General features: G+C 54.2%; 24 protein-coding genes. 11 read left to right on the plus strand and 13 right to left on the minus strand.

Features of this window, described 5'->3' with window-relative positions; genetic code table 11:
• Positions 1-32: 32 nt before the first annotated feature.
• From ABWV33_RS09795 to ABWV33_RS09805, 3 genes are all read right to left on the minus strand, one after another.
• Positions 33-1,256 carry an MFS transporter gene (locus tag ABWV33_RS09795; RefSeq protein WP_113824626.1) on the minus strand — a complete coding sequence of 408 codons (1,224 nt, stop codon included), beginning with the start codon at positions 1,254-1,256 and terminating at the stop codon, positions 33-35.
• A gap of 82 nt (positions 1,257-1,338) precedes the next feature.
• Complete coding sequence (locus tag ABWV33_RS09800) at positions 1,339-1,935, minus strand: YceI family protein (protein WP_353330430.1); 597 nt, start codon at positions 1,933-1,935, stop codon at positions 1,339-1,341.
• Positions 1,936-2,023: 88 nt separating this feature from the next.
• The gene (locus tag ABWV33_RS09805) at positions 2,024-2,425 is read right to left on the minus strand and encodes a rhodanese-like domain-containing protein (RefSeq protein ID WP_353330432.1); all 402 of its coding nucleotides are present in this window, start codon (positions 2,423-2,425) and stop codon (positions 2,024-2,026) included.
• Positions 2,426-2,543: 118 nt separating this feature from the next.
• On the opposite strand from ABWV33_RS09805, the gene ABWV33_RS09810 reads away from it, so the two are divergent.
• The gene (locus tag ABWV33_RS09810; protein ID WP_353330434.1) at positions 2,544-3,590 is read left to right on the plus strand and encodes an aldo/keto reductase; all 1,047 of its coding nucleotides are present in this window, start codon (positions 2,544-2,546) and stop codon (positions 3,588-3,590) included.
• A 47-nt stretch (positions 3,591-3,637) separates the two neighbouring features.
• Here ABWV33_RS09810 and ABWV33_RS09815 read toward each other — a convergent pair whose 3' ends face one another.
• The 3 genes from ABWV33_RS09815 to ABWV33_RS09825 form a co-directional block, all read right to left on the minus strand.
• Entirely contained in the window at positions 3,638-5,458 is a 1,821-nt protein-coding gene (locus ABWV33_RS09815) for a M3 family oligoendopeptidase (protein WP_353330436.1), read from the minus strand.
• A 105-nt stretch (positions 5,459-5,563) separates the two neighbouring features.
• Positions 5,564-6,544 (minus strand): alpha/beta hydrolase, encoded by a 981-nt coding sequence (locus ABWV33_RS09820; protein WP_121996896.1) that lies wholly within the window; start codon positions 6,542-6,544, stop codon positions 5,564-5,566.
• Positions 6,544-6,834 (minus strand): SCP2 sterol-binding domain-containing protein, encoded by a 291-nt coding sequence (locus ABWV33_RS09825; RefSeq protein WP_113824620.1) that lies wholly within the window; start codon positions 6,832-6,834, stop codon positions 6,544-6,546. Before ABWV33_RS09825 ends, ABWV33_RS09820 begins: the two co-directional genes overlap by 1 nt.
• A 70-nt stretch (positions 6,835-6,904) precedes the next feature.
• On the opposite strand from ABWV33_RS09825, the gene ABWV33_RS09830 reads away from it, so the two are divergent.
• The 6 genes from ABWV33_RS09830 (at position 6,905) to ABWV33_RS09855 (ending at position 12,843) form a co-directional block, all read left to right on the plus strand.
• Entirely contained in the window at positions 6,905-7,474 is a 570-nt protein-coding gene (locus ABWV33_RS09830; protein WP_353330919.1) for a tetratricopeptide repeat protein, read from the plus strand.
• A 28-nt stretch (positions 7,475-7,502) separates the two neighbouring features.
• Positions 7,503-10,340 carry a helicase-related protein gene (locus ABWV33_RS09835; RefSeq protein ID WP_353330439.1) on the plus strand — a complete coding sequence of 946 codons (2,838 nt, stop codon included), beginning with the start codon at positions 7,503-7,505 and terminating at the stop codon, positions 10,338-10,340.
• Between the two features lie 6 nt (positions 10,341-10,346).
• Complete coding sequence (locus ABWV33_RS09840) at positions 10,347-10,718, plus strand: RNA-binding S4 domain-containing protein (RefSeq protein ID WP_113824618.1); 372 nt, start codon at positions 10,347-10,349, stop codon at positions 10,716-10,718.
• A gap of 66 nt (positions 10,719-10,784) precedes the next feature.
• Positions 10,785-11,123: a ferredoxin FdxA gene (gene fdxA / locus ABWV33_RS09845; protein ID WP_113824617.1), complete on the plus strand. Its 339-nt coding sequence runs from the start codon at positions 10,785-10,787 to the stop codon at positions 11,121-11,123.
• 282 nt (positions 11,124-11,405) lie between these two features.
• Entirely contained in the window at positions 11,406-11,927 is a 522-nt protein-coding gene (locus ABWV33_RS09850) for a CarD family transcriptional regulator (protein ID WP_121996900.1), read from the plus strand.
• A gap of 142 nt (positions 11,928-12,069) precedes the next feature.
• A complete protein-coding gene (locus ABWV33_RS09855; RefSeq protein WP_113824686.1) occupies positions 12,070-12,843 on the plus strand; it encodes a potassium channel family protein in 774 nt (257 codons plus the stop codon).
• On the opposite strand, the gene cobS is transcribed toward ABWV33_RS09855, so the two are convergent.
• Positions 12,840-13,604 (minus strand): adenosylcobinamide-GDP ribazoletransferase, encoded by a 765-nt coding sequence (cobS, locus tag ABWV33_RS09860; RefSeq protein ID WP_353330442.1) that lies wholly within the window; start codon positions 13,602-13,604, stop codon positions 12,840-12,842. The two genes, ABWV33_RS09855 and cobS, sit on opposite strands and share 4 nt — an antisense overlap.
• A 79-nt stretch (positions 13,605-13,683) precedes the next feature.
• Between cobS and cobT the strand changes: the two genes are divergently transcribed.
• Complete coding sequence (gene cobT, locus ABWV33_RS09865; protein WP_113824614.1) at positions 13,684-14,697, plus strand: nicotinate-nucleotide--dimethylbenzimidazole phosphoribosyltransferase; 1,014 nt, start codon at positions 13,684-13,686, stop codon at positions 14,695-14,697.
• Between the two features lie 42 nt (positions 14,698-14,739).
• Here the strand turns inward: cobT and ABWV33_RS09870 are convergent, their stop codons facing one another.
• From ABWV33_RS09870 to ABWV33_RS09880, 3 genes are all read right to left on the minus strand, one after another.
• Entirely contained in the window at positions 14,740-16,620 is a 1,881-nt protein-coding gene (locus ABWV33_RS09870) for a monovalent cation:proton antiporter-2 (CPA2) family protein (protein WP_121996903.1), read from the minus strand.
• Positions 16,621-16,654: 34 nt separating this feature from the next.
• Positions 16,655-17,110 (minus strand): Lrp/AsnC family transcriptional regulator, encoded by a 456-nt coding sequence (locus tag ABWV33_RS09875; protein WP_353330921.1) that lies wholly within the window; start codon positions 17,108-17,110, stop codon positions 16,655-16,657.
• 197 nt (positions 17,111-17,307) lie between these two features.
• The gene (locus tag ABWV33_RS09880) at positions 17,308-19,743 is read right to left on the minus strand and encodes a hypothetical protein (protein ID WP_353330445.1); all 2,436 of its coding nucleotides are present in this window, start codon (positions 19,741-19,743) and stop codon (positions 17,308-17,310) included.
• A gap of 166 nt (positions 19,744-19,909) precedes the next feature.
• On the opposite strand from ABWV33_RS09880, the gene ABWV33_RS09885 reads away from it, so the two are divergent.
• Positions 19,910-20,602 carry an SIMPL domain-containing protein gene (locus ABWV33_RS09885; RefSeq protein ID WP_113824611.1) on the plus strand — a complete coding sequence of 231 codons (693 nt, stop codon included), beginning with the start codon at positions 19,910-19,912 and terminating at the stop codon, positions 20,600-20,602.
• A 65-nt stretch (positions 20,603-20,667) separates the two neighbouring features.
• Here ABWV33_RS09885 and ABWV33_RS09890 read toward each other — a convergent pair whose 3' ends face one another.
• The 3 genes from ABWV33_RS09890 to ABWV33_RS09900 form a co-directional block, all read right to left on the minus strand.
• Positions 20,668-21,960, minus strand: coding sequence for an O-acetylhomoserine aminocarboxypropyltransferase/cysteine synthase family protein (locus ABWV33_RS09890; RefSeq protein WP_353330447.1), 1,293 nt, complete (start codon positions 21,958-21,960; stop codon positions 20,668-20,670).
• A gap of 68 nt (positions 21,961-22,028) precedes the next feature.
• A complete protein-coding gene (locus tag ABWV33_RS09895) occupies positions 22,029-22,880 on the minus strand; it encodes an ABC transporter six-transmembrane domain-containing protein (protein WP_353330449.1) in 852 nt (283 codons plus the stop codon).
• Between the two features lie 56 nt (positions 22,881-22,936).
• Positions 22,937-23,932 carry a GT-B fold glycosyltransferase domain-containing protein gene (locus ABWV33_RS09900; RefSeq protein ID WP_353330451.1) on the minus strand — a complete coding sequence of 332 codons (996 nt, stop codon included), beginning with the start codon at positions 23,930-23,932 and terminating at the stop codon, positions 22,937-22,939.
• A 143-nt stretch (positions 23,933-24,075) separates the two neighbouring features.
• On the opposite strand from ABWV33_RS09900, the gene ABWV33_RS09905 reads away from it, so the two are divergent.
• Together ABWV33_RS09905 and ABWV33_RS09910 are read left to right on the plus strand one after the other, a co-directional pair.
• Positions 24,076-24,654, plus strand: coding sequence for a hypothetical protein (locus ABWV33_RS09905; RefSeq protein WP_353330453.1), 579 nt, complete (start codon positions 24,076-24,078; stop codon positions 24,652-24,654).
• An 83-nt stretch (positions 24,655-24,737) separates the two neighbouring features.
• A complete protein-coding gene (locus ABWV33_RS09910) occupies positions 24,738-25,517 on the plus strand; it encodes a hypothetical protein (protein ID WP_113824608.1) in 780 nt (259 codons plus the stop codon).
• Positions 25,518-25,520: the final 3 nt, after the last annotated feature.

Here is a 25,520-nt window from a genome sequence, read left to right on the forward strand (position 1 = left end):
AAGAGCCATCACGCGGAAATAAGCGCGCCGGGTCAGCGTCCTTCGCGGGATCGTTTTAACAGGCGACCAATCGTGAACGAGGTGCGTGGCGCATAGACATAGTTGGTGCGATCCTCGGGCGAGGGACGCGCTTGCATCCGCGTAAGGCCAAATATGATCAGCATCAGGTGGCCAACAGCAACATATGCAAACAACGCGGAGGGGCCGTAGAGATCTATCAAATTGGATGCGACATAGGGGCTGGCGATAGCGCCCAGTGCGTAAAAGAACATGAGCGCGGCAGACAGTTCCACCCGTTGTTCAGAGGTCGCAAAGTCGTTGGCGTGTGCGGCCGAAACTGAGAAAATTGGAAAAGATGTAAAGCCAAAGAAGCCAGCAGCTAACATAACGCCAATGGTACCAGCATGACCTGCAACCATCGTAAGGCCGCAACTTGCAATCGCTGCAACTGAGAGCCAGATCAACACCCAGCGGCGGTCATATTTGTCAGCCAACCACCCCATCGGATATTGCGCAGCAGCACCACCAAAGACAAAAGCCGCTAGGAAAAAGGCAATTTGGTCGATTTGCAGTCCAACTTCTTGCCCATAAATAGGTCCAACCATCCGGAAAGACGCGGAGCTGAGGGCGGCGACGATCACCCCTACGACAGCCAAAGGGGAACAACGCCAGGCCAATTTCGGTCGTAGACGCGGGGCTGATGGTGTTTCAGGCTGGCTTGCCCGCGTCAATGTTAGTGGTAATAGGGCCGCACAGCACAAAATCGCGAGCAAATTATACGACACGTAGTTTGCTGGGGGCAGAACGGCTATAATCAACTGGGCTGCCAGTGACGCGCCCATATCAACAATTCGGTAGGTGCCCATGGCGCGGCCACGGTTTTCATTGGTGACCTTGGCATTCAACCAGGCTTCGATCACAGTGTAACACCCTGCAACGCATAGGCCGGACGCGATCCGCATCGCAGCCCACGCATATGGGTTTTCTGTCAGAGTGTGTCCGATCAAACCCATAGCACCCAAAGCGGTGCACACCGCAAAAGCGCGTGAGTGGCCAACAGTCCCCATCAAACGAGGAGCCCACCAGCACCCAATAAAGAAGCCGAAAAAGTGAGCGGATCCAAGCAAACCGATCTGCTCGTTGCTGAAATCAAGAGTAATACCAGAGAGGGCATCCAACGGTCCCACCCCTCCAGTCGAGAGTTGGAGCAGGATGACAGACAGGAACAGGGCGGCAAACGAAATGATCAGGCGCATAATTGTCTCAAAATGAGCCTCTTGAAAAAAGAGGCAAGCCGTTTATCGACGCGTGGTGTCGATTTTGACCCGTTTCTGTGTTTTATTTACCCTGCTGGATTTTCGCGCGTATATCCAGAGTAATGGTATCTTTGACTAGTTCTTTGTAGCCACTGGCCCCAAAGGAATTGCGGCTGATTTGCCCCCGAAGTCGAATGTCGAGGGTGCTCAGATCTGCGGATGCACTGCCTCTGCGACGATAGAGGTCTGCATCCAACGTGATAGGGAGGGTCACACCGCGTACAGTCAAATCACCCGCTATTCGCGCGCCATCGGAAATGCGGCCACTTTTTCCCAATTGGACACGGGTCGAAACAAAGCGGATTGTCGGAAACTGCTTTGCATCCAAAACCTCAGCGCCCAACATAGCATTGCGGGCAAAAACGAAATTTGTTTTGGCGCGAGTGACATCTACGGACACATCAACCGTGCTGCGCGTTAGATCTGCTGGGTCAATCCTAATCTGGGCACTACGGACAGGCATCGTGCCTTTTTGATTTGTGCCAGAGAGGTTGAAGTAAAAGCCGACGGATGATTTGCGCGCATCCAATTTGTAAGGTTGCATGGCAGCGAGCAGTGGATGCGCCAAGGGTAAGCTAAGGACAGATAAAAGAACCGAGCGGCGGGATAAGTTGAGCATCTAAGTCTCCTTGCCCAACAGAGTATCCATGTTTGTTCAAAAGGGGAGGCAAGTTCGCCCTGTTCACCGGGTTGTCAATCCGCGTTACCTATTTGGACCTTTCTACCACGGGGCCGTTCTGTTTCGCCCATTCTCCAAAGCCCCCTTCGAGGTGCATCACCGGGGTCAGCCCCATTTCTTGGGCAAGCTTGGCACTCAGTGCCGAACGCCATGCACTGGCGCAGTAGAAGACATAGGTTTTATCCTGATTAAAGACCTCTTTATGATAGGGGCTGTCGGGGTCGATCCAGAATTCAAGCATGCCACGTGGGCAGGAAAACGCGCCGGGGATCATGCCGCTGCGTTGCAATTCCCGAATGTCACGCAAATCAATGAATTGGTATGTAGGGTCTTCGAACAGGTCTTTGGCCTGTGCCACGGGCAGGGTGTCGACCACGGCGTTGGCTTCCTCCAGCAACGCCTTGATTCCTTTGGTGATGGTTTGCGGCATGTCTTTCTCCTCTAAAGTCTCCGCAAAGCTGCCGGAAATGTGACGCAGTCTCAAGGGGGACTTGCCCTTGGGCACAGGCCCGCTAGGGTTTGCGGCAACGCGAGCGAAAGGATTTCTCATGAAGATGAACCCATTGGGCCGAACAGGCCTAGAGGTGTCTGAACTGTGTTTGGGTACAATGACCTTCGGCACCCAGACAGACGAAGCAGGGGCGCATGCGCAAATTGATCTGTCTTTGTCGGCGGGGATCAATTTTGTTGATGCCGCTGAAATGTACCCGGTGAACCCGATTTCGGCGGAAACGGTTGGCCGAACCGAGGCCATCATAGGCAAGTGGAATGCCACCAATGCGGCGCGGCGGGGCGACTATATCCTTGCGACCAAGCATTCCGGAGCCGGGTTTGCCCATGCCCGTGGCGGGGCCCCGATTTCGGCGCAGACGATCCCGGAGGCGATCGAGGGGTCCTTGAAACGGCTTAAGACGGATTACATCGATCTCTATCAGTTTCATTGGCCCAATCGGGGCAGCTATATGTTTCGGCAGAATTGGACCTTTGACCCATCCGGGCAAAATCGTGACGAAACACTCGCCAATATGGAAGAGTGTCTGGGCGCGTTGCAGGAACAAGTCGACAAAGGCAACATTCGGGCATTTGGTCTGTCCAACGAAAGCGCATGGGGCACGGCCCACTGGCTGCGGCTGGCCGAAGCGGGCAAAGGGCCGCGCGTGGCAACGATTCAAAACGAGTATTCGTTGCTCTGCCGGATGTATGATACCGATCTGGCTGAACTGAGCATGAACGAAGATGTTGGTTTAATGGCTTTTTCCCCGTTGGGGACAGGGTTGTTGACTGGTAAGTATCAGGGCGGTGCCGTGCCCGAAGGATCGCGAAAGGCGATCAATCCTGAATTGGGTGGGCGGCATTCTGATCGGGTGTATGACGCGGTTGCAGCCTACCTGGAAATTGCCACGCGACATGGATTGGATCCAATCCACATGGCGCTTGCCTGGTGTCGGACGCGACCCTTTATGGCGAGTGCGATTTTTGGGGCAACAACTTTGCCACAACTGGAGCACGCCCTGAAATCGGTTGATGTGGAGCTGTCGCAAGAGGTTCTGGACGAGATCACCATGGTCCATCGCGCGCATCCGATGCCGTATTGAGCAAATAAGCAGCGCAGGTTTAATCCTGCGCTGCCTTTTTCGACCGACTAGTCTTCCATCGCTTCCAGTTCGTCAATGAAGCCAGAGATCATCGAGAGGCCCTTGTCCCAGAACTTGGGATCAGAGGCGTCTAGGCCAAATGGTGCAAGAAGTTCGGAGTGATGCTTGGACCCGCCAGCTTTCAGCATTTCGAAGTATTTGTCTTCGAAACCCTCGCCGCCCTCGGCGTAAACCGAATAGAGCGCGTTCACGAGCCCGTCGCCAAAGGCATAGGCGTAAACGTAAAACGGTGAATGAACAAAGTGCGGGATGTAGGCCCAGAAGGTTTCGTACCCATCCATGAATTCAAATGCGGGGCCAAGGCTTTCGCCTTGAACGCTCATCCAGATCTGGTTGATGTCGTCCGGGGTCAACTCGCCGTGGCCGCGGGCCTCGTGCAATTTGCATTCGAAATCATAAAACGCGATCTGACGGACAACCGTGTTGATCATGTCTTCGACTTTTCCAGCCAGCAGAACCTTGCGCTGTTCCTTGGTTTCGGCTTTGTCCAGCATTTTCCGGAAGGTCAGCATTTCGCCAAAGACGGATGCAGTTTCGGCCAGCGTCAGCGGGGTCGAGGACAACATCTCGCCCTGACCTGCGGCCAGCACCTGATGCACGCCATGACCTAGTTCATGCGCCAAAGTCATCACGTCGCGCGGTTTGCCTAAGTAATTCAGCATCACATAGGGGTGCACGTCTGTGACGGTGGGGTGTGCAAACGCGCCGGGGGCTTTGCCGGGTTTCACAGCCGCATCAATCCAGCCCTTGGTAAAGAAGGGGGCGGCGATTTCACCCATACGCGGATCAAAAGCGTTATAAGCCTCCATCACCGTATCTTCGGCGGTCGCCCAATCAACAATGCGGGTGTCTTCCAGCGGCAAGGGGGCGTTGCGATCCCAAACTTGCATCACGTCCAGACCCAACCATTTGCGCTTCAGCTCGTAATACCGGTGGCTGAGTTTAGGATAGGCGGCAACAACGGCCGAGCGCAGTGCCTCGACGACTTCGGGTTCGACATCGTTAGACAGGTGGCGACCAGTTTGTGGGGTGGGCATGCCGCGCCAACGATCCACGATCTCTTTTTCTTTGGCTTGCGTGTTATGAACGCGTGCGAAGGTTTTGATATTCATGCTGAAAACACTGGCAAGCTCGCGCGCGGCAGCCTCGCGTTTACTGCGATCGGGGTCGGTCAGTAGATTCAAAGTGCCTTCGATGTTGAGCGGCTCTCCGTCGACTTCAAACCCAAGCCCGGCAATGGTTTCGTCAAACAGACGTTCCCATGCATCGCCTACGACCCCCAAATCATGCAGGAACTTTTCCAACTCATCGCTAAGCTGGTAGGGTTTCATCGCACGAATGCGGTCAAACACGGGTTTGTACCGGGCAAGATCAACATTCGACGCGAAATGTGTCTCCAAAACCGCGTCGTCGATCCGATTTAATTCCAGTGTGAAAAACACCAGCGGGGTGGTGAAGATCGTGATTTTTTCCTGCATGTCGGACATGAATTTTGCCCGCTCGGCGTCCGTAGTCAGTTGATAATAACGCAGACCGGCAAATGACATGATCCGGCCCGCGATGGCGTTGATCCGTTCGTTGCGCAGAACGCAATCGAGCAGTCCGGCAGAGTCCAGTCCCGCCAGATTGCCTTCGAAATCGGCTGCAAAAGAGGCACAGGCCTGTTCCAGCCAATCCAAATCACGTTTGAGCTCAGGTGCGCTCTCGCTGGCGTAGAGATCGCTCAGGTCCCATTCCGGCAAATTACCCAGAGCATCAGCGCCGCCACCTGCATTTGCATCGCGGACAGGAAAGGGAAGTTGGAACATGTGAGCCTCATCAGTGATCTTTGTTGCGCTATATCTAGGCATCTCCACAGGGCACCACAAGCGATGTGCTCTTGGTTTGCCGCTGTTTCTGATCAGAGCTGAATATCAGGCGCTGCGTTGAAAGGTGGTGGAGCCTGCTTTGGGTTCATTGCCCGCAAAAAGAGAGATGAGTTGGTCAAACACAGGGTTCCGCACTTCGGCGGCTTCCATCAATACTTCGTGCTCACCACCGGGAATTTCGACCAATTGACCGCGCGGCCAATTTTGCATGCGTGCGCGTACTGCGTCTCGATCAACGATCTGCTCGTGTGTGCCAAGAAAGGTGAGACAGGGCAGATCTGGCGAAGGGCGGGTGGCCAAATGGGCGCATTCATCCAACGCATTACCTAGCCAATAGGTGGATGGAGCACCTAAAGAAAGCTCTGGGTGGGCTTCCAATTGCGCCTGCATCATTTTGTACATGTCAGGGTCGCGTGTCAGCACGTTGCCTTCGAATTCTTGCGAGAGCACATAGCTTTCGAGCGACGTCGTTGGCGGGTTTTTGTGCCCAAGCCCAAATTTTGGACCCCAATAAGTGGTGAGACGGCTAAGTTGCTTCATCACTGGATTAAAGTAGATACCCCACATCGGCCCGGTAAAGGCACAACTTTGGACAGATAGCCCTTCAATGACAGAGCGCAGCGCAATAGCACCGCCCATTGAATGGCCCACAACGTGCCATGGTTTGGGGAGATCGATGTCGCGCGCGACCCGCAACGCGGCTGAAACATCTTTTTGAAAATCGGTGAAATGTGCCACATGTCCAACGCGGGGATCATCGAGCAACCGGTCGGCTAAACCTTGTCCACGCCAATCAATGGCGAGAACCGCATAGCCGCGATCAACGAATTCCTTGGCCGTGGAGCCATATTTTTCAATATATTCAGTGCGTCCGGGGAACAGTAGTACGGCCCCCTTGGCGTCAGATTCGGGGGCCCAGGCCGCCACGCGAATACGGATGTTGTCCGATGTAGTTACCCAATGGGCCGTTCCACCGGCGGGACCGCCGGCCACGTCTTCGAAAAGGGGGGCCGGCGAAATCGTCATCAGGCCAGCACCGACGCCAGTTTCATCGCGATACCCATATCTCCGTCCACGGCCAGCTTGCCTGTCATAAAGGCGCTGGTAGGGTTGAGCTCGCCGGAAATGATGCTTTGGAATGTTTCTGCATCGGCGCTCAGGGTGACATCGGTTTCGTCGTCGCTGACGCGCGCGCCGTCGGCATCCAGAACAATGGCACCCAGATCCGCGATTGCGAATTTGGCAGAACCGTCAAATCCGCCGCCGGACAGTTTGTCATTCATTTCGGCCGCAGCCTGTTCAAGAATATCGCTCATGGTTTCCCTCATGTTTCTCTGGGTACAGGCATTGGACAATGCTTTGCACCACGCTACACTGACTCTTGTTATGAGCATTGCAAACCCTAATCTCAAAGGTATCGTCGCGGCAATTGCAGCGATAGTCATGTTTTCCGGAACTGGACATGCCCAAGAGGCTGATTCGACAGATGAAAACGCGTTGTTATCAGCGCTGTCTCAGGCCGGGCCGGACGAGGCACGGCATTTGGATCGGCAACTACAGGCGCTGTGGGCAAAATCAGGGTCCGTGTCGGCAGATTTGCTTTTGGAACGCGGGCGGGATGCACTGGAGGCAGGCAATATGCCTGCTGCGATTGAGCACCTCACGGCCTTGACAGATCACGCACCTGGCTTTGCCGAAGGGTGGCACGCCCGGGCTTCCGCTTTTTATGCATCGGACCTTTTCGGGGTGGCCCTGACGGATCTTGAGCGATCGCTTGCTTTGAATGCTCACAATTACAATGCCATTTTTGGGTTGGGACAGATATTTGAAGCACTGGATCGGCCTGAACGTGCCTATGAAATCTATCAGCGAGCTCTGTCTATACATCCCCATCATGAGCAAGTAACCACTGCGGTAAAACGACTGAAGTCCGGCGTCCGGGGACAGTCACTCTAAAGTCCTAAAGTAAGGGGCAGAGGCAAAGATGAGCACACCTTCCCGAATCGTGGCCGTGTTAGGCCCGACCAATACAGGCAAAACGCATTACGCGATTGATCGGATGTTGGGTCATCGGACCGGCATCATCGGCCTGCCATTGCGACTGCTTGCCCGCGAGGTCTATGATAAAATCGTTGCGATACGTGGTCCTTCCGTTGTGGCCTTGGTCACGGGGGAAGAGCGGATCGTGCCCCCCAGGACCAAGTATTGGGTGTGCACAGTTGAGGCGATGCCCGAAGGGATGGGCGCAGATTTTGTTGCGGTCGACGAGATTCAGCTTTGCGCTGATCCTGAGCGGGGGCATGTGTTTACGGATCGGTTGTTGCGTTCGCGTGGGTTGCTCGAAACCATATTCATGGGCGCGGAGACTATGCGTGGCCCCATTCAAGCACTGGTTCCTGAAGCACAATTCGTGCGTAGAGAACGAATGTCTGAATTGGTCTATGGCGGTTCGAAAAAGATAAGCAGAATGCCGCCCCGTAGTGCAATTGTAGGGTTTTCGGTTGAGAATGTGTATGCGATTGCTGAGCTATTGCGCCGCCAAAAGGGTGGTGCCGCCGTGGTTATGGGGGCGCTTAGCCCCAGAACTCGGAATGCGCAGGTCGAATTGTATCAAAATGGTGAGGTCGATTATCTGGTGGCTACAGATGCCATTGGGATGGGTCTCAACCTAGATATCGACCACGTTGCTTTTTCTTCGCTAACCAAATTTGATGGGCGTCGAATGCGAGCTTTGGCCCCGAATGAGTTGGCGCAGATTGCGGGTCGCGCGGGGCGCGGGATGTCGCATGGATCGTTTGGAGTGACGGGTGAGGCGCCTCCGCTTGACGAAGGTATGGCGCAGGCAATCATGGAGCATCGGTTTACGCCGTTGAAAAAACTCAACTGGCGGAATGCGGCTTTGCGATTTGGCACGGTGGATGCATTGATCCACGCGCTTGAGGAAAGCCCAGATAACGAAAATCTGCTTAAAGCTAGGCCCGCAGATGACCTGAATACGCTCAAGACCTTATCGCAAATTCCTGAAGTGATGGCGCGTGCCAGCGATGGTGAGTCGGTGCGCCTGTTGTGGGATGTGTGCCGAATCCCTGACTTTCGTGGAATCAGCCATTCGGAGCATGCAAACTTACTTGAGGTGATTTTTAACTACCTTCACCAGAATGGCGCGCTACCTGATGATTGGTTGGCGCGTCAAATTAAGCGAATTGACCGTACTGATGGTGATATTGATGCACTTAGTAAGAGATTAGCCTATATTCGGACGTGGACATATGTCGCGCAACGTCGTGGGTGGGTTAAGGACGAAAACCATTGGCGCGGGGAAACGCGCGCTGTAGAAGACCGAGTGTCAGATGCGCTGCACGAGCGCTTGACCCAGCGATTTGTGGACCGGCGCACATCCGTGCTCTTGCGCCGGCTCAAACAGAAGGAGGCCCTTTTGGCCGAAGTGAATGACAAGGGTGAAGTGACCGTCGAAGGAGAATTCGTTGGTCGTCTCGAAGGGTTCCGGTTCTCGCCGGACAAAAGCGCTCAGGGTGCTGAGGCGAAAGCGTTGAAAAGCGCATCGCTCCAAGCCCTCGCGCCGCAGTTCCATCTGCGCGCAGATCGGTTTTATAACGCACCAGATACCGAGATCGATTATACTGAACAGGGTGGCCTCATGTGGGGCGAACACGCTGTTGGTAAGTTGGTCGCGGGTGCTGAGCCGCTCAAACCGATGGTTGAAGTGTTTGTTGATGAAGCTGCAGGCCCTGATGTTGCGCAAAAAGTGCAACGCCGCCTGCAACACTTCATTGATCGTAAGGTTGCCGCGCTGTTTGAGCCGCTGACCAACCTTCAGCGCGATGAAGAGCTGAGCGGGCTGGCCCGCGGTTTTGCCTTCCGTATGGTCGAAGCGCTTGGCATTTTGCCGCGTGTCGCTGTCGCGCAAGAGGTGAAAGATCTGGATCAGGACGCACGTGGTGCTTTGCGTAAGCATGGTATCCGGTTTGGCCAATTCACGATTTTTATGCCATTGCTGCTGAAACCAGCGCCGACACGTTTGCGTCTGGTGTTGTGGTCTTTGGCGCAGGGGCTTCAGGAATTTCCCGAAGCACCGCCTCCGGGCTTGGTTACGGTTCCAGCCATCAAGGACGCGCCTCAAGGGTATGACACCATGAGCGGGTATCGGGATGCCGGTGATCGGTCGATTCGGATTGATATGCTTGAACGCCTTGCTGACATGCTACGGTCCGAAGATAGCCGTGGTGGATTTGAAGCCAAGGCTGACATGCTGTCGATAACTGGTATGACTCTGGAGCAGTTCGTTGAGCTGATGCAGGGTCTTGGCTACAAAGCCGAAAAAGGTGAGCGGGCAAAAGTCAAAGCTGCTGCGGAAACGGCGACATCTACCGTTGATGCCACGCCCGAAGTTGACATTGCTGCGCAAGCTGAAGCGCCTGCTGAAACAGTGGCCGCTGAAGTCGCAGAGGCAGCCGCCGAACCAGCCCCCGCTGAAGCAGCAAGTGACGCTGCAGAAGCGCCATCTGATGAGGCAGCCGCTGAAATGGAGGTGTTCTACACCTTCACTTGGGGTCGTGTGAACCGTCCGGCAAACCGGGGTCCACGTCGTGATCAGACCGATGGCGCTCGCCCGCAAGGGAAAGGCAAGCCGCGCGGTAAGGGTCAACAAGACGGTGGCCGTGGCAAACCACAGGGCAAAAAAGGTGGGCGCCCGCAACAGGGTGCAAAAACCTTCTCGTCCCGTCCTACGCGTCCAGAGAAAAAGATCGATCCTGATAACCCGTTTGCAGCAGCGCTGATGGGTCTTAAAGACGGTAAGTAATCGTCGATGAGCGAGGCTCAGCCGAAACTCAGACTTGATAAATGGCTTTGGCAGGCCCGGTTCTTTAAGACCCGGAGCCTGGCAGCCAAACAAGTCGGTGCGGGGCATGTGCGTGTAAATGGAAACCGGGCCCTTAAACCTGCTTTCGCGGTGGGGCCCGGAGACGTTTTGACCTTTGCCCAAGGTCATGATGTGCGTGTTGTACGTGTTGTTGCGTTGGGGGAACGACGTGGACCGGCCCCAGAGGCGCAAACGTTATTCGATGATTTGACAGAAAAACGGGAAAAGAAACCCGACAATCCCAAATATGAGGGAAAAGGTCGCCCGTCCAAACGTGAAAGGCGCGCGCTTGATCTTTCTCGCAGGTCTGACCTGTGATCATCCCTTGAAGAAAAGGCCGCGCTGATTTAGCTAGTCGTCCAAAGCGTAAGTGGAAAGCAAACCATGACCTATGTCGTCACTGATAACTGTATTGCCTGCAAATACACCGACTGTGTCGAGGTTTGTCCGGTAGATTGTTTTTACGAAGGTGAAAACACTCTGGTCATTCACCCGGACGAATGTATCGACTGTGGCGTGTGCGAACCGGAATGCCCGGCGGATGCAATTCGCCCGGATACCGAGCCCGGGATGGACAAGTGGGTTGATTTCAATCGGAAGTATTCCGAGCTGTGGCCGGTTATCGTCACCAAGAAAGAGCCAATGCCAGGTCACGAAGAGCGTGACGGTGAAGAGGGCAAGATGGAGAAGTATTTCTCTGAGGCGCCGGGCGAAGGCGGTTAAGCGATTCGTTTTCAACTTCGGCTTTTTGCAGATGAAATGCTGTGGATAAGGTGCTGAAAGCAAAGATATATCCGAAAGTTAACCTTAGGTCGGCTTTCGGACCACCTATTTTTGTGCTAATATACTCCTCTACATGATGTTAACGATCGGGATGTGCTCCAACAGTCTGCTCACTTTGGAGCGTTAGACTTATTGATAATCGTACCGCCTGCCGGGGGAAATGTTCTCCTGCATGTGGAATTTTTGTCGTTTGCACCCGACTCGAAGCAAGGAAAGATCTGAATGTCAAAATCGAAGAAGCTCGACTTTCGTCCCAACGATTATGTGGTTTACCCGGCGCACGGAGTCGGACAAATCATTTCTGTTGAAGAGCAGGAAGTCGCCGGCTATGCGCTTGAGCTGTTCGTGATTTCGTTCGAGAAAGACAAGATGACCCTGCGGGTGCCAACAAACAAGGCAACCGAAATTGGGATGCGCAGCCTCAGCTCGCCAGATGTGATCAATCAGGCGATGAAGACACTAAAGGGCAAGGCCAAGGTGAAGCGCGCAATGTGGTCGCGTCGGGCGCAGGAATACGAACAGAAAATCAACTCGGGCGATTTGATTGCAATTGCCGAAGTGGTTCGTGACTTGCACCGCACCGATGACCAGCGCGAGCAAAGCTATTCCGAGCGTCAGCTTTACGAAGCCGCGTTGGAGCGATTGACCCGCGAAGTTGCTGCCGTATCCGGTGGCGATGAAATCTTGGCGGCGAAACAAGTTGGTGATGTACTGGCTTCACGCGTGGCACCAGCCGCCGCCTGATCATAGGTTGCAATGCTGAATTATGGCCGCTCCTGTTTGGGGCGGCCTTTATCGTTTCATCCTAAATGTACCTGTCAGTTATGCAGGCTTGCATCTTAACCTTTTTCTGCGCTTAGATATTGTTGGCGGAACGGGGTTTGGAATGGCCACATTCAAAAATCTGGTTAGGGGACTGTACCTTGGCAAAGGGTCTGTCTCTGTTCATTTCCGTTATGCGCTGATCCTGTTTGATGCATTGACGATCCTGTTTTTGGTTGGCACGGCTCATCTTGAGCATGGCCCAGGGATGAACTTGATAAGTTTCCTCGTTGGCATCGTCATTTTGTGTGATTTTTCGGCCCGCCTTTGGATTTCGAAACACCGCCTTGAACTGCTGAAACAGATTTATACGATTGCTGATATTATTGTGATTGTATCGTTGTTTCTGGATCCGTTTTTGACCGGAAACCTTGCCTTTTTGCGTATTTTGCGCGGATTGCGCTTGATCCATTCGTATCATTTGCTGCGGGATCTTCGCCGGGATAGCCATTTTTTTCGCACCCATGAGGACGCCGTTATTGCATCGATCAATCTACTGGTCTTTGTGTTTGCAACCACCACTGCGGTTCTAGTTTTCTTCATTGACCCAGAAGTAAGTCAAACTCCCTATATTGACGCGCTGTATTTCACGATGGCGACCCTAACGACCACTGGTTTCGGGGATGTCACCTTAGTAACGCCGGGCGGAAAGCTGTTTTCGGTCTTCATCATGGTGGTGGGGGTGGCGTTGTTTGTCCGTCTGGCTCAGGCGATTTTTATGCCGCAAAAGGTGCGCCATAAATGCCGGGACTGCGGCTTGTTTCGACACGATCCAGATGCGGTTCATTGCAAGCACTGTGGTGGTTTGCTGAAGATTGAGACAGGTGGCGTGAGTTAGGTGACGGCTAATATGGTCATCAGGAATGAAATCTCGGTTATCTGCTGCGTTGCCCCAAGAATATCACCGGTTTGACCGCCAATTTTTGCCTTTGCAATCAGAGCTAGTCCAATGAACAGTAATACGGAAATGGCAGCAGGCATCAGACTGCCTGAGCCAATAAGAACGCCATTTATCCCCAAAGCCAGGAGCAAACCGCCGATACAGGTTTTCTTCGTTGGTGCGCCAACCCCATGACTAAGCCCTGATTTCCGAGCATTGGGTAGAGCTGCCATCATCACCGGCATCAAGGCGCGGGACCATACAGCGGCAGCGATCAAAGCCAGAAACATGCCTGTCGTGATCAAGGCGGTAATCAGCGCCCATCGTAGCAGCTGACTCAGGATCAGCGCCAAAACACCATAGGTGCCGATATGACTGTCCTTCATGATTTCCAGCCGCCGTTCACGGGTAAATCCGCCCCACAATCCATCGGCGGTGTCGGCCAGCCCATCCTCGTGCATTGCGCCGGTGGTGACAATTAAAAGGGTTAGTACGATAGCCGCGCTGACGGGCGGTGGTTGGTTGAGCCCGCTTAAAATCCAGCCCACTAAACAGGCCATCGCACTAATGACAAGGCCCACCAAAGGAAATGCCCAGGATGCGTTGGATTGCCGGGTAAACACGCGACTTGGCAATTCCGGTAGGGGCAAGCGGGTCAAAAGCACCAGCGCAAGTGCAATATCCCAGGCCGAGACGGCAGGACTGTCGTTTTTTGGCACTTCCTGGCCTCTCCGGGTCTTGTGGCATTGGATGCATTGGTTAAACACACAGGACCACTCTGATGCAACGAGGCTTTTCATGCTGCCCGAATTGACCGACCTATCGACTTTCCGCGACCTTCTTGTTGGGGCTCCGGGCCCGGATGGGGCTGCAACCACCGGAGCGCAAGAGCGTAACGGACAATTGACCAAACCCCCCGGCGCGTTGGGGCGGTTGGAAGATCTGGCGATCTGGTACGCTGGTTGGCGTGGGAGCCCTCGACCCACGGTAGAGGCGCCTCAGGTCATTGTGTTTGCTGGCAACCACGGTGTAACGGCGCAAGGCGTCTCGGCTTTTCCTGCCGAAGTGACTGTGCAGATGGTAATGAATTTCCAGCATGGCGGCGCCGCGATCAATCAATTGGCAAAGGCCGCCGGGGCCAAGATGGATGTGCACGCGCTGGAGTTGGACAATCCGACAGCCGATTTCACCCAAGCCCCTGCGTTGAGCGAGGCTGAACTGTTGACGGCTTTGCAAGTTGGGTGGAACGCAGTTGATCCCGAGTCTGATCTATTGGTTGTGGGCGAGATGGGAATTGGCAATACAACGCCCGCTGCCGCAATCGGCTGTGCCTTGTTTGGCGGCGATGCCGAGGAATGGACTGGTCGGGGCACTGGTGTCGATGACGCAGGTCTTGCCAATAAAACCCGTGTTGTCGCAGAAGGTGTGGCATTGCATGGCGATACACAAGATGGGCTAGAGGTATTGCGTTGCCTTGGCGGCCGAGAGATTGCTGCCATGGCTGGTGCGATTGCAGCGGCGCGGGTTCTGCGGATTCCTGTTATCCTGGACGGGTTTATTTGCTGTGCAGCTGCGGCGTGTCTGGCTAAGACGTCTCAGGGCGCGTTGGACCACACCGTTGCCGGGCATCAGAGTGCCGAAGGTGCCCACAGCAGTTTGCTGGGTCACCTCAACAAAGAACCGTTGTTGACGCTCGGGTTGCGTCTGGGCGAAGGGTCCGGCGGTACGTTGGCTATCAACATCGTCAAAAGTGCGATCGCATGCCACTCGGGCATGGCGACCTTTGCCGAAGCAGGTGTCTCAGACGGTTGATGTTTCCTGTGTCTGAGTTGCTAGGGCAGGTGCCCCAGCAGCTCAGGTCTCTTTTGGTGGGTCTGCGTCGGCTAGCGCAAGGAGAGCAGTTTCCAGTTCTTTTTCAAGCTCCTGCGCGCGGGCAATGTATTCCGGGTTCTCCGATGCAGGTACGCCGGGCTTCCATAACTGTGCTAAGTCGCGAATTGTTTTCCGATCATGGGCATAGAATGTTTTTTCCGCACCGGCCGCTTCGTATTCGCTAAGACCGATATTTTCGAGCACATAGCGTCCTGCCCGCAATGAACTGTCAAACGTCTCGCGCACGATGTCATTGGCTCCTGCCTGATAGAGGTCGTAAACATGACTGCGGTGGCAAGCACGTGCGATAATGTGCAAATCGGGGCGGACACGCCGTGCGTAGCTCACCAGTTTGGTGATATTTTCAGGATCATTCATGGCGGCGACTAAAACATGGGCTTTGTCGATGCCAGCCGCCTTGAGCAGCTCAGGTCGCGTCGGGTCCCCAAGAAACCCTTTCACCCCAAAGCGACGCATCAATTGGATGGTTTCCATGTCGTTATCCAAGACAATGGTTTTAAAGCCATAGGCCCGCACCAACCGATTGACGATTTGCCCGAAACGACCGATCCCGGCAATGATAACAGGACCCTGTTCATCAATTTTGTCAGCGACATGCTCCGGGACGGAATCTCTAATGTTGCGGGATAGCATGTCGTAGATGATGAAAAGGAGCGGTGTTATCAGCATGGTTAAGGCGATGATCAACAACAGCTTTTCTGCCAGGTCTTGCGGAATGACGTTTTGTTGGGTGGAAAACGCTAAGAGGATAAAACCAAATTCACCCGCCTGTGCCAACCCCAATGTAAACAGCCAACGATCACGTCCTTTCAGCTGAAAAGCGCGTCCGACAACATAAAGAATGGCCCCCTTAGCAACGATAACCAGCAACGCCAATCCGATCAGGTCTAGGGGTTCTTCGAAAAAGGCGGTGAAATTAATGCCGGCCCCAACCGTGATGAAAAACAACCCCAAAAGGAGGCCCTTGAAGGGCTCCAGATCGCTTTCCAGTTCGTGCCGAAACTCCGAGCTTGCCAGAACAACTCCGGCCAAAAAAGCTCCAAGAGCCGGCGACAGACCAACAAGGGTCATGAGAAAGGAGATGCCAACAACGATGACCAGGGCAAGTGCAGTATACATCTCTCGCAAGTGCGTTGCGTGGACAAAGCGAAATAGGGGGCGGGTTAGATATACCCCGGCCAGAATGACGAATGCGATGGCCGCAAGTGTGACCAATGTAACAGCCCATCCAGGTAGGCCCTCAACAAGGGACAGGGAATGCTCAGCCGCGGATGGACTGTGCTCCAATCCGCGATCAATCGAACCATCAACATTGAAATGCCTAGCTTCCTGCATTGCCAGCAATGGTAGGAAGGCCAGGATTGGGATTACGGCGATGTCCTGTGTCAGCAACACAGAAAATGTGGAACGCCCACCGTTGGTCTTCATCAACCCCTTTTCGGACAAGGTTTGCAGCACAATCGCAGTCGAGGACAGCGACAGCGTTAAGCCAACCGCAAGCGACACATTCCATGGGTGACCCGCAGCCAAGGCGGCAGTCATTAGGGCAAGGGTGGATACCAAAATCTGCAACCCACCCAAACCGATCAGGCGATCGCGCATGTTCCATAGAACCCGAGGCTCTAATTCGAGCCCGATCAAGAACAACATCATGACCACCCCAAATTCGGCCACATGCTGTAACTCTTCGGTCTCTGCCCCGACCAGTCCCAGAACCGGGCCAACAACAATGCCGGCAGCCAGATAGCCCAAAACCGACCCCAGCCCCAATCGCGCAGAGATCGGAACCGCGATCACGGCAGCGGCTAGGTAAATCATTGCTTGGTATAGAAAGTTTTCCAATTTTGGTCCTTTCAAGGGGCAAAGGGGGGCGGAATCAGGTCGGGAGGGGTGCGTCCCGTTTCAACTGATCCATAACAATCTGACTTTGCACACGTGCGACAGCAGGGTGAGGCAAAATGACTTGATGAAGCAAGGCATTGAGCGCGGGAAGATCGGCACAGAAGACATGTAACAGATAATCTGCTTCACCTGTCATCGTCCATGCGCTGGTAATCTCTGGACGTGTGTTGATCATACGGGAAAAACTGGCGGATTGCTCTGGGCCATGCAAGGCAAGGTGAACTTGGACGAACCCTTGGACATGCAGGCCTAACCGCAAGGGATCCAGTCGTGCAGAATACCCGGTAATATAGCCTTCCGATTCAAGCCGTTGACGCCGTCGACCCGCCTGACTGGGTGACAAGTTTAACATCCCACCTAACTGGTGGGCTGTCAGGTGGGCATCATTTTGCAGCGCGGCCAGAAGACGGGTGTCGATAGCGTCCAGCATCTGCGGATTTCCCTCTGTTTTGTCCAACATAGTGCGCAATTCCCGCAGATAAAACGAGGTTTAGAGAGAAAAGACGCGAATCCTGTGAGGCGGTACGGAAAATTTCAAAAAGCAATAACATTGATGAGAAGATCGCCGGAAACGTAAGCGTGACTTCAGGTGGCGGTCAGAGTTTTGTTTTACCAAGACCTCAAATGTTACCCTTTTGGGATTTTGAGTGTCATGTTCCGGCCAGACTTCTGATACCGCAACTCGCTGTCTCCGATTGCGACTACGCGACCTCCATCGACCCGGTCGCCTACCTTGACCTTTTTATAACGTCCACTCGGTAACCGGATGAGCGCACGGCGGTTGGCGGGGGTGCCATATACCCCGATCAGATTAAGACGACGCAGGTTGATCGCGTTTTCAAGCGTTGCTTGTCGCGCGACTGAGGCCGTGGATGGTTTCTTTGGGGTAACAGTTCGGGCGACAAATGTACCTGGTTCTGGTGCATTCGGCGCATCACTGAGACCCGCCACAGAGCCTAGATTTGTATTGCGTTTAACACGAGAGGCCAAACCCTTGGGGCGCCGTTTGGGGAGCGGGGACTGTGCCACTGCAAGGGCTGTTGCCGTAGCTGTTGCTTCGGCTTCCGGGATGGTTTCCGGATCGGGGTTTTCTGCCTCGGCTTCTACTTGGGCCTCTGCGTAGGCTGTAGCCAGTGCTTTGGGTCGCAGTTTTGGCCGTACTTTTGCCAGTTCTGCACGTGACAATCCACCGAGCTGCGTGCGTTCGTTATTTTCAACCAAATTGTCAGGGCGCAGCTTCGGCCGCAACGTTGCAAGATAGTCTTGCTGCGTGTCTGCTTGCTCAGGCTCGGCTTCAAACCGGACCGGTGGAGTTGGTGGAACCACAGGAGGACGCCCTAAGTGGACCAGAATACCATCTGGGGATAGTGTCCCTTCGGGGGTGGGTTTGACCAGTCCCCGCGCATCAAGATCAAACCGTGAACCAGCCGCAACCGGAGACGCAGAGCGGGCAATGGATTTGTCCGTATCAAAAGATTCCAAAGTAGGCAGCGCGATTGCATCCTGAAACAAATCGGTCCGGTCAATTGATGCAACATAGAGATCATCCAGTCCAATCACCCCCGGTGATGGGGGACTTTGGGGGGCTTGGGGCCAGATCCCTGTTGCGGCATACAACGCCTCTCCGACTAACGGTTCCGCCGGGATCGGGGCTACCTCAACCTGCTGTGGCTTGATCCGAAGCGCATCCAAAACAGCAGAGTCAGTATCGGTTAAGCTGGGTGTTTCGGATTGAAACGGCCCATCCACTTCGCGTGGGACAGAGGCAACCAGATCCGGGAGTTCAGGTTTGGGATCAGTGGCTGTGTCAGGCTGTGGGGCGACAGGGGAAGGTGTGTCAGGGCGTTCCGGTTCATACTGCTCCTGCGTCTGGGGGGGTGCATCTGGTGTGCGGGACAGGCCCAGAAACCCAATGTCGGAAAATAAGGCAGCCCAGCTTGCAACAGCGGCAATTAGCAGCACTAGCAGAGTTGTAAGAATTACCCCTAAATACTTTGGCTTGCCTCCAACCTTTTGAGGTTTCCTAGCCCCGAACACTGTCATGCGGTCTGTTTCGTCGCGCAGTGCAGCTGTTTCTGGTTTCTTCTGACTTGCAAAATCAAGTGCGGGATCGACGTCCGCAATCGGTTGCGCAACGACAGGGGGCGTTTCTGGTTGAACAGGTCTACCTGCGGGCGCTGCCGTAACGACTGGGCTACGTTTGCTGGTAAAGGCAGTATCCAAACGATCATCTGCCGTCGCATGTGCTTCTTTGGATAAGGAGGCGTTCGGTTTTTTTGAGGCTTGCTGTGTCTCTTGCAGAGGTCGCACGCTTGGCGTTGGCTGTGAGGTTGCCGGTTGCGGGTTTCTGCGACTGCTGAACCCAACCTTGATGTCTGGTGCTGGTGGCGTAGCCTTAGGTTCGGCGACCGGGGCAGGCGGGTTTGCCTTTTCTATTTCCGAATTTAGGGCGGCAGCGTCAGAAGTACCCGTATCTGGGGGATCTGGTGGCGCCACAGGCGGTGTTGGCTCAGGGAACTCAACCGGACCCAAATCCATGACTGCCACACCATCCGGTTCGACCGCATTGCTACCGGTTAGGCCTATGGTGATTCTCGATGGGCCAAAATATGGCTCTCCGGGGAAGGTATCATCGCGTGGTGCCGCCACATAGCTGACGGGTTCGAACCCATTTTGTATCGCGAAATCTTCTGCTTCACTCAGAGTTTCCAATGCAACGGCCGCGACGTGCGCGATGGGACCATCCATTGCGACATCATATTTCAGCTCGCTCAGACCATAAGGCGTTGCATCTGAAATCGCGTTTTCAATGATGTTCTGCTCTGCCTCACCGCGAAACTCTCCGATATCAACTGACAGATAACGGATCTGATCGTCTGGAATGATAACTTTACATTGGATCGCAGAGTCCAACATTAGAGCACGCGTGCGCAGATCGCTCAGTTCGGCCTGCAAATCGGAGGAATCAACAGGCACTTCACCAACACAGCGCCAACCACCCGCTGTGCGGTGCAACAACGAGATCCCTTCAAACGACAAAGAGAGCGCAAAGGCAGGTTTCATGTCTTGGCAATACCGTTCAAGTCAAAAGCATTAAGGCACTCAGAGTGCCGGCAGGATGACATTAAAGCAGGATTCTGCCGAGGGAAAGAAAAACACCAAACTTCCCCCTTGTTGAGCAAAGGTCCGCGCCCCCACTTTGTGAGTCTAACAACGGGGAGTAAGACCATTGAAGACACTTGTGTTTCTGGTGGCCACATTGATGGTCACCGCAGCCGGTTTGGCCCAGGCTGAAGGTCTGCGGCAAATTTCAGTTTCCGGTTCGGGGACAGTCGAAACGCCGCCAAATATGGCGCTCATTACCTTGGGCGTGACAAGCCAAGACAAAGAAGCCGTTCCAGCCTTGCGCGAAACATCAGACGCAGTGACCCGAATTCTGAACCGGTTGACGGAATTGGGCATTGATGCCCGCGACGTGCAAACACGCGATTTGTCCTTGGCTCCGGTTTGGTCCAACAAATATGGCGCATCAGGAGAGGATGCCAAAATCACCGGATTTGTGTCGTCGAACCGTGTGATTGTCAACGTTCGGGACTTGTCTAAACTGGGGTTGGTTTTGGATCAGGTGATTGCAGATGGAGCAAATGATTTCAATGGTTTGCAGTTCAGTGTGGAAGACCCTAAACCGCTTGAAGATTTGGCACGTGCTAAGGCTGTTGCGGATGCAACTGACAAAGCGCAACAATTGGCTGCGGCGGCAGGTGTCAAGCTAGGCGCTGTTATTTCGATCTCGGAGCATGGCGGTGGTGGGCGCCCGATGATGCGTATGGCTGCGATGTCCGAAGGTGGCAGCGTTCCGATCGCAAGCGGCGAAGTGTCGGTCGAAACCTCGGTCTCGATGGTGTTTGCAATTCAGGACTAACAACGTCTGATGTGCAAAAAGAAAAAAGGGGCCCATGGGCCCCTTTTCTATGCTTTGCTGACGCCTTAGGCGCAAGCTGTGCTCAGTGCTTGATCCAAGTCCGCGATCAGATCGGCGGAGTCTTCGATACCGATTGAGACCCGCACAACGTTCGGGCCAGCGCCGGCTGCTTCTTGTTGTTCGGCGCTTAGCTGACGGTGGGTGGTTGATGCAGAGTGGATGATCAATGATCGCGCATCGCCCAGATTGGCCACGTGGCTGAAAATTTCCAGAGAGTTCACCAATTTCACGCAGGCGTCATAGCCGCCTTTGACTGCAAAGGTGAACAATCCGCCGGCACCCTTGGGGTACACGCGCTTGGCGCGTTCTGCGTAGGGCGACGAAGGCAAGCCCGCGTAAGTCACGTAGTCCACGCGATCATCATTTTCGAGCCAGGCAGCAATCTTTTCGGCGTTTTGAACATGGCGTTCCATCCGCAAAGACAGTGTTTCGATCCCCATTAGCGTATAGTGGGCCGCTTGCGGGTTCATCGTCATGCCAAGATCGCGCAAACCAATTGCTATCCCGTGGAAGGTAAAGGCCAAGCCACCAAAGGTCTCATGGAACTTGAGACCGTGATAAGCGTCTTCGGGGGCGCTTAGCGAAGGAAACTTGTCGTTGGCGGACCAATCAAATTTACCCGAATCCACAACGCAACCGCCCGTGACCGTGCCGTTGCCGGTCAGGTATTTCGTTGTAGAATGCACAACCAGCGTCGCGCCCATTTCGATGGGGCGACACAGGTATGGCGTGGCCGACGTGTTGTCGATGATGAGCGGAATACCGGCCGCATCTGTGATGTCTGCAATGGCGCGGATATCGGTCACATACCCGCCGGGGTTTGCGATGGATTCGCCAAAGACGGCGCGAGTGTCGTCGTCAATCGCATCACGTACCGCATCCAGATCGTCAAAATCTACGAACTTGGCGTTCCAACCGAACCGTTTGATGGTCTGGCTCAGCTGGGTGACAGTCCCGCCATACAAACGGGTCGAAGCCACAACGTTGCACCCTGGCGCCATCAACGGGAACAGCGCCATGATCTGTGCTGCATGCCCAGACGAACAACAAACCGCGCCAACTCCACCTTCGAGCGTCGCTATACGTTCCTGCAAAACGGCCACGGTTGGGTTTGTCAGGCGAGAGTAGATAAAGCCCACTTCCTGAAGGTTGAACAGAGCCGCCGCATGGTCCGCGTCACGGAAAACATAGGCAGTGGTTTGGTAAATTGGGGTTTGCCGCGCGCCAGTTGCCGGATCGGGGCGGGCGCCTGCATGAATTTGCAGTGTATCAAAGCCGTGTGTTGGGCCATCGGACATAGTCATAGTCTCCCTGGGTCAAATTCTTGGCAACAGAGTTAGAGGACTGACCGTCCCAGCACAACAGCTCAGGTTGTCTTGTTAATCCGCTCAATGATCTCGCTAAGGCGTGACCAGCTTTGCAAAGCCATCGGGACGCTGACAGCCCCATCCACAAAGTCCCAGCTGTAGGTGACAATTGCAAACACCGCGCCCGCGGACGCCGCCATTACAAGCGCGGTATAACCAAGATTGAAAATAACGACAGACAGCAGCAGAGCGAAGATCATGCCATACACGGCGGCTTCGGTGTCGGAGAGCTGGACATCAAATCGACGCAAAGATCTAAGGTGCTTGAGGAAAATGGGGGGATCTCGCCGTTCGAGCAAAGATACTTCTTTTTCAGATTGCGCGTTCAAGGCGCGGTTCAGACGAAAGAAACGGCGATGGAACAGGCCGTAGATCACAAGCATAAGACCCCCGGCGGTCAGAGCGGATGCGGCAAGCACCCAGTTGAAATATGCCAAGACACCGACAGCCACGACCAATTGCAAGACAGATGTCATGATTGCAGGCAGTTCGCCTTCCAGAAAATCGACCAGTTCTCGTGCCATGTGCACCCGAGCGCTGAGCGAGGAGATTTTGAGCGTGGAATTTCGGTTCGCCATTTCAGCAGTCAGTGCGACGCGAATGGTTCCATAGGCGCGCGTATCATAGACGCGGCGACCTGTGGCGACGACCAAAAGTGCTGCCAGAACTCCACACAACATGTACAATGGTTCAAAGGTCCGAGTCATTAGACCATCAATGGCAAGACCGATGAACAGTGGAATGAGCGCCATCAAGCCTGTCTCAAGGATGGTCAAAAGCCATGTCAGACCGACTTTCCATCGAAACACTTTTAGCAACGTGACGAGAGACAACTCTTTTTTATCAAACATGACAGATTACCCTTTGACGACCAGCACATATGGAGCCGGGCCGTCAGATACAACTGTCAACGCATCCAAAGACCTTCGGATTTGATCCGGTTGCGAATGGCCTGTTCCTTGCGTGGAAGGTGGTCGCGGTCAAACAAGGCACGCGCTTTGGCACCACGTCCCTGAAAAACGGTTCGCTTAATTGGATCGTATTGCTTGAGCACTTTTTTGACCTTGTTCGGGGCAGAGACCGTTTCCAATACCTCGACCACATGATCGCTTTCGCGTGCATAAAGCAGTGGGAAGTGACGGTAATGGCAGCTCACTTCGCCATCTAGGTACCCTGACGGCAGGGTATCACGGCCTCCGCCAAACGAATGAATGACTAAGGGCAATGCCACTTGATCTAACCAAGGGTCCAAGCTTTGGCAAACCAGCTCAATCGGGAGATCTTGCTTGATTGATTTTGCGTAGGTTAGAAACCGTTGGCCAAAGGCGCGGGGGCAGGCACCATAAAAGTAACCGGCGTTGAAATATAGATACCGCTCCCAATACTCATCGGGATGCCCCAGATCCAGCGAGGTTCGAAAATTGAGGCCAAAGCGGTCATAAAGCGCTTTCCAGATTTCAGTGTACCCGGGTCCATAGAGCGTTGGTTGGGGCCACGTCCCCTCGCGGCGCAATGATGCGCTGGGACGATTGAAATCGAACGGGACACTCATGATGTCGCCTGTGATCAAGGTGTCAGTGTCAAAAAAGACGAACGGTTCGCCTTTGGGCAGGGCCTGTAGGGCTTCGATTTTGTTTCCATAGGGGTAAGACTGGCCGAACACCCGGTTCTGAAACGGCAAAACCTCGGCACCAAGCTCATTCAGCGCTTGCAGGACGTCCTGATTTCGGAGGCTAGGATCGGTGTCCCATTTGGGACCGGGTTGCGGTGACGCAACAAAAAGCCGCCCATTGAAATTAGGCGAACAATGGCGCAGCGACGCCGCAAATAACACGGCCTCAAACTGAAGCCGATTGTTCTGTCCGACGACCACGATATTGAAAGGTTGGCGAGACGCCTGCATTTTTGCCATACTCTCTACTAACCGCTTGATTTTTGAATGCGGGAACTGCCTTGGATGGCACTATAGAACGCACCGGTCGATCTCAAAAGCCCGGATTTGTGCCAAGATTGAATTGAAAGACCGACCCCTTCGGGAGGATTATTATGCTGGAAACTATTTTATTCATGATCGCTATGGCGGTACAGGGGGCGTCGTCCGCGTCAGACGTAGCAAACACCACCGCTGCTTCCTCGGTGGAAAACGTGACGGAAGCTACCTCTGCGGGGGAAAGCGCCGCGCCAGTGTTTCTAGCTCCGACACCGGAACCAGAGACAGCAGCCCCTGTGTTCCTGGCTCCCTCTCGACAGGCGGAACCGCAGATCCCAACAGGAAAATTCACCACAGCGACCGAAGTGAAGCCGATTCTGGGGATGACAAAGGGCAACTGGGTTGCTGTACGCGAATTCAACGGTCAGGATCTGATCTATGTGACACACCTTTGGTCTTGGCGGTGTGGTTTGATTGAGATGCGTGTCGGAATCAATGGCGCTGCGCCTGAAATTTGGCCTCTGCCGATCTGTCACGATGATCAACCCGCACCGAATATGATCCTTGAAAGCGATGGTCTACCTTATCGGTCGTATGCGCTGAATTCTGTTAACACAATCGCGGTGGAACTGGTTTATGATGACCTGAGCGAGGAAGCTGCTCAATTTGATCGCAAAGGGGTGCAAATTCCCTGAGGCTTGAACAAAATGATCACGGCATAGCGTTTGTCGAAGTATTTAGCGCTTGGAAATCGGAGAATTTAACTGGGGGACTTAGAATGAAAGACACTGGTGAAACTCGGATAATTGTGTCCGCTCTTAAATGCTTAGGGGGTACCCTAATTGCTTTGGGAGCGGCGACGCAGGTTGCGCAGGCGCAAGACAATTGGGAATGGCGCGTCGCCCCCTATTTGTGGGCCACCTCTTTGCAAGGGCGTGTCGCGACGGTGCCAGGCGTTCCCCCCGCTGATGTCGATGCCAGTTTCAGTGATATTTTGGATAACCTCGATTTTGCTGGCATGGTGGTGGGCCACGGGCGGAACGGTCGCTGGGGGATAACCGGTGATCTGCAGTACGTGAAATTGACTGCCGAAAGCGGATCCCTGGCACCCACTTTTGGCAAGGCTGTGGTCAAAATCGAAAACACAATTGTGTCGCTGATGGCAGATTATGAACTCGCGCAGGCCCCGAATTATGAGGTCTGGGTGTCAGGCGGCTTGCGGTATTGGCGGGTCAAAAACGATATCTCCCTAACGCCGGGAACCGCACCGGGTCGTACTGCGAATGGGGCAGACAGTTGGGTGGACCCGATCATCGGTGTGCGCGGTAGACGTGAGATTGGAGAGCGTAGTTTTGTAACTGGCTGGGCCTATGTTGGTGGCTTTGGGGCCGGATCTGAAAATATGGCTGATGTGTTTGGCGGGGTCGGGTATCAGTTTACACCAACCACCGCCGGGGTTTTAGGCTACCGTTGGATGACCGTTGACCGGCAAAACGGTAGCTTTCTTTATGACGCGACCCAACAAGGTGTCTTAGCGGGTCTGTCGTTCCAGTTCTGAAGC

Origin of the sequence: Phaeobacter sp. NW0010-22, assembly GCF_040365955.1 — a bacterium.
GTDB lineage: Bacteria > Pseudomonadota > Alphaproteobacteria > Rhodobacterales > Rhodobacteraceae > OMPR01.

What these genes read in the sequence shown, in the direction of transcription:
- ABWV33_RS09795 (WP_113824626.1), bottom strand. Translation starts at nt 1,256, where the DNA reads ATGCGCCTGATCATTTCGTTTGCCGCCCTGTTCCTGTCTGTCATCCTG.
- ABWV33_RS09800 (WP_353330430.1), bottom strand. Translation starts at nt 1,935, where the DNA reads ATGCTCAACTTATCCCGCCGCTCGGTTCTTTTATCTGTCCTTAGCTTA.
- ABWV33_RS09805 (WP_353330432.1), bottom strand. Translation starts at nt 2,425, where the DNA reads ATGCCGCAAACCATCACCAAAGGAATCAAGGCGTTGCTGGAGGAAGCC.
- ABWV33_RS09810 (WP_353330434.1), top strand. Translation starts at nt 2,544, where the DNA reads ATGAAGATGAACCCATTGGGCCGAACAGGCCTAGAGGTGTCTGAACTG.
- ABWV33_RS09815 (WP_353330436.1), bottom strand. Translation starts at nt 5,458, where the DNA reads ATGTTCCAACTTCCCTTTCCTGTCCGCGATGCAAATGCAGGTGGCGGC.
- ABWV33_RS09820 (WP_121996896.1), bottom strand. Translation starts at nt 6,544, where the DNA reads ATGACGATTTCGCCGGCCCCCCTTTTCGAAGACGTGGCCGGCGGTCCC.
- ABWV33_RS09825 (WP_113824620.1), bottom strand. Translation starts at nt 6,834, where the DNA reads ATGAGCGATATTCTTGAACAGGCTGCGGCCGAAATGAATGACAAACTG.
- ABWV33_RS09830 (WP_353330919.1), top strand. Translation starts at nt 6,905, where the DNA reads ATGAGCATTGCAAACCCTAATCTCAAAGGTATCGTCGCGGCAATTGCA.
- ABWV33_RS09835 (WP_353330439.1), top strand. Translation starts at nt 7,503, where the DNA reads ATGAGCACACCTTCCCGAATCGTGGCCGTGTTAGGCCCGACCAATACA.
- ABWV33_RS09840 (WP_113824618.1), top strand. Translation starts at nt 10,347, where the DNA reads ATGAGCGAGGCTCAGCCGAAACTCAGACTTGATAAATGGCTTTGGCAG.
- fdxA (WP_113824617.1), top strand. Translation starts at nt 10,785, where the DNA reads ATGACCTATGTCGTCACTGATAACTGTATTGCCTGCAAATACACCGAC.
- ABWV33_RS09850 (WP_121996900.1), top strand. Translation starts at nt 11,406, where the DNA reads ATGTCAAAATCGAAGAAGCTCGACTTTCGTCCCAACGATTATGTGGTT.
- ABWV33_RS09855 (WP_113824686.1), top strand. Translation starts at nt 12,070, where the DNA reads ATGGCCACATTCAAAAATCTGGTTAGGGGACTGTACCTTGGCAAAGGG.
- cobT (WP_113824614.1), top strand. Translation starts at nt 13,684, where the DNA reads ATGCTGCCCGAATTGACCGACCTATCGACTTTCCGCGACCTTCTTGTT.
- ABWV33_RS09875 (WP_353330921.1), bottom strand. Translation starts at nt 17,110, where the DNA reads ATGCTGGACGCTATCGACACCCGTCTTCTGGCCGCGCTGCAAAATGAT.
- ABWV33_RS09880 (WP_353330445.1), bottom strand. Translation starts at nt 19,743, where the DNA reads ATGAAACCTGCCTTTGCGCTCTCTTTGTCGTTTGAAGGGATCTCGTTG.
- ABWV33_RS09890 (WP_353330447.1), bottom strand. Translation starts at nt 21,960, where the DNA reads ATGTCCGATGGCCCAACACACGGCTTTGATACACTGCAAATTCATGCA.
- ABWV33_RS09895 (WP_353330449.1), bottom strand. Translation starts at nt 22,880, where the DNA reads ATGTTTGATAAAAAAGAGTTGTCTCTCGTCACGTTGCTAAAAGTGTTT.
- ABWV33_RS09900 (WP_353330451.1), bottom strand. Translation starts at nt 23,932, where the DNA reads ATGCAGGCGTCTCGCCAACCTTTCAATATCGTGGTCGTCGGACAGAAC.
- ABWV33_RS09905 (WP_353330453.1), top strand. Translation starts at nt 24,076, where the DNA reads ATGCTGGAAACTATTTTATTCATGATCGCTATGGCGGTACAGGGGGCG.
- ABWV33_RS09910 (WP_113824608.1), top strand. Translation starts at nt 24,738, where the DNA reads ATGAAAGACACTGGTGAAACTCGGATAATTGTGTCCGCTCTTAAATGC.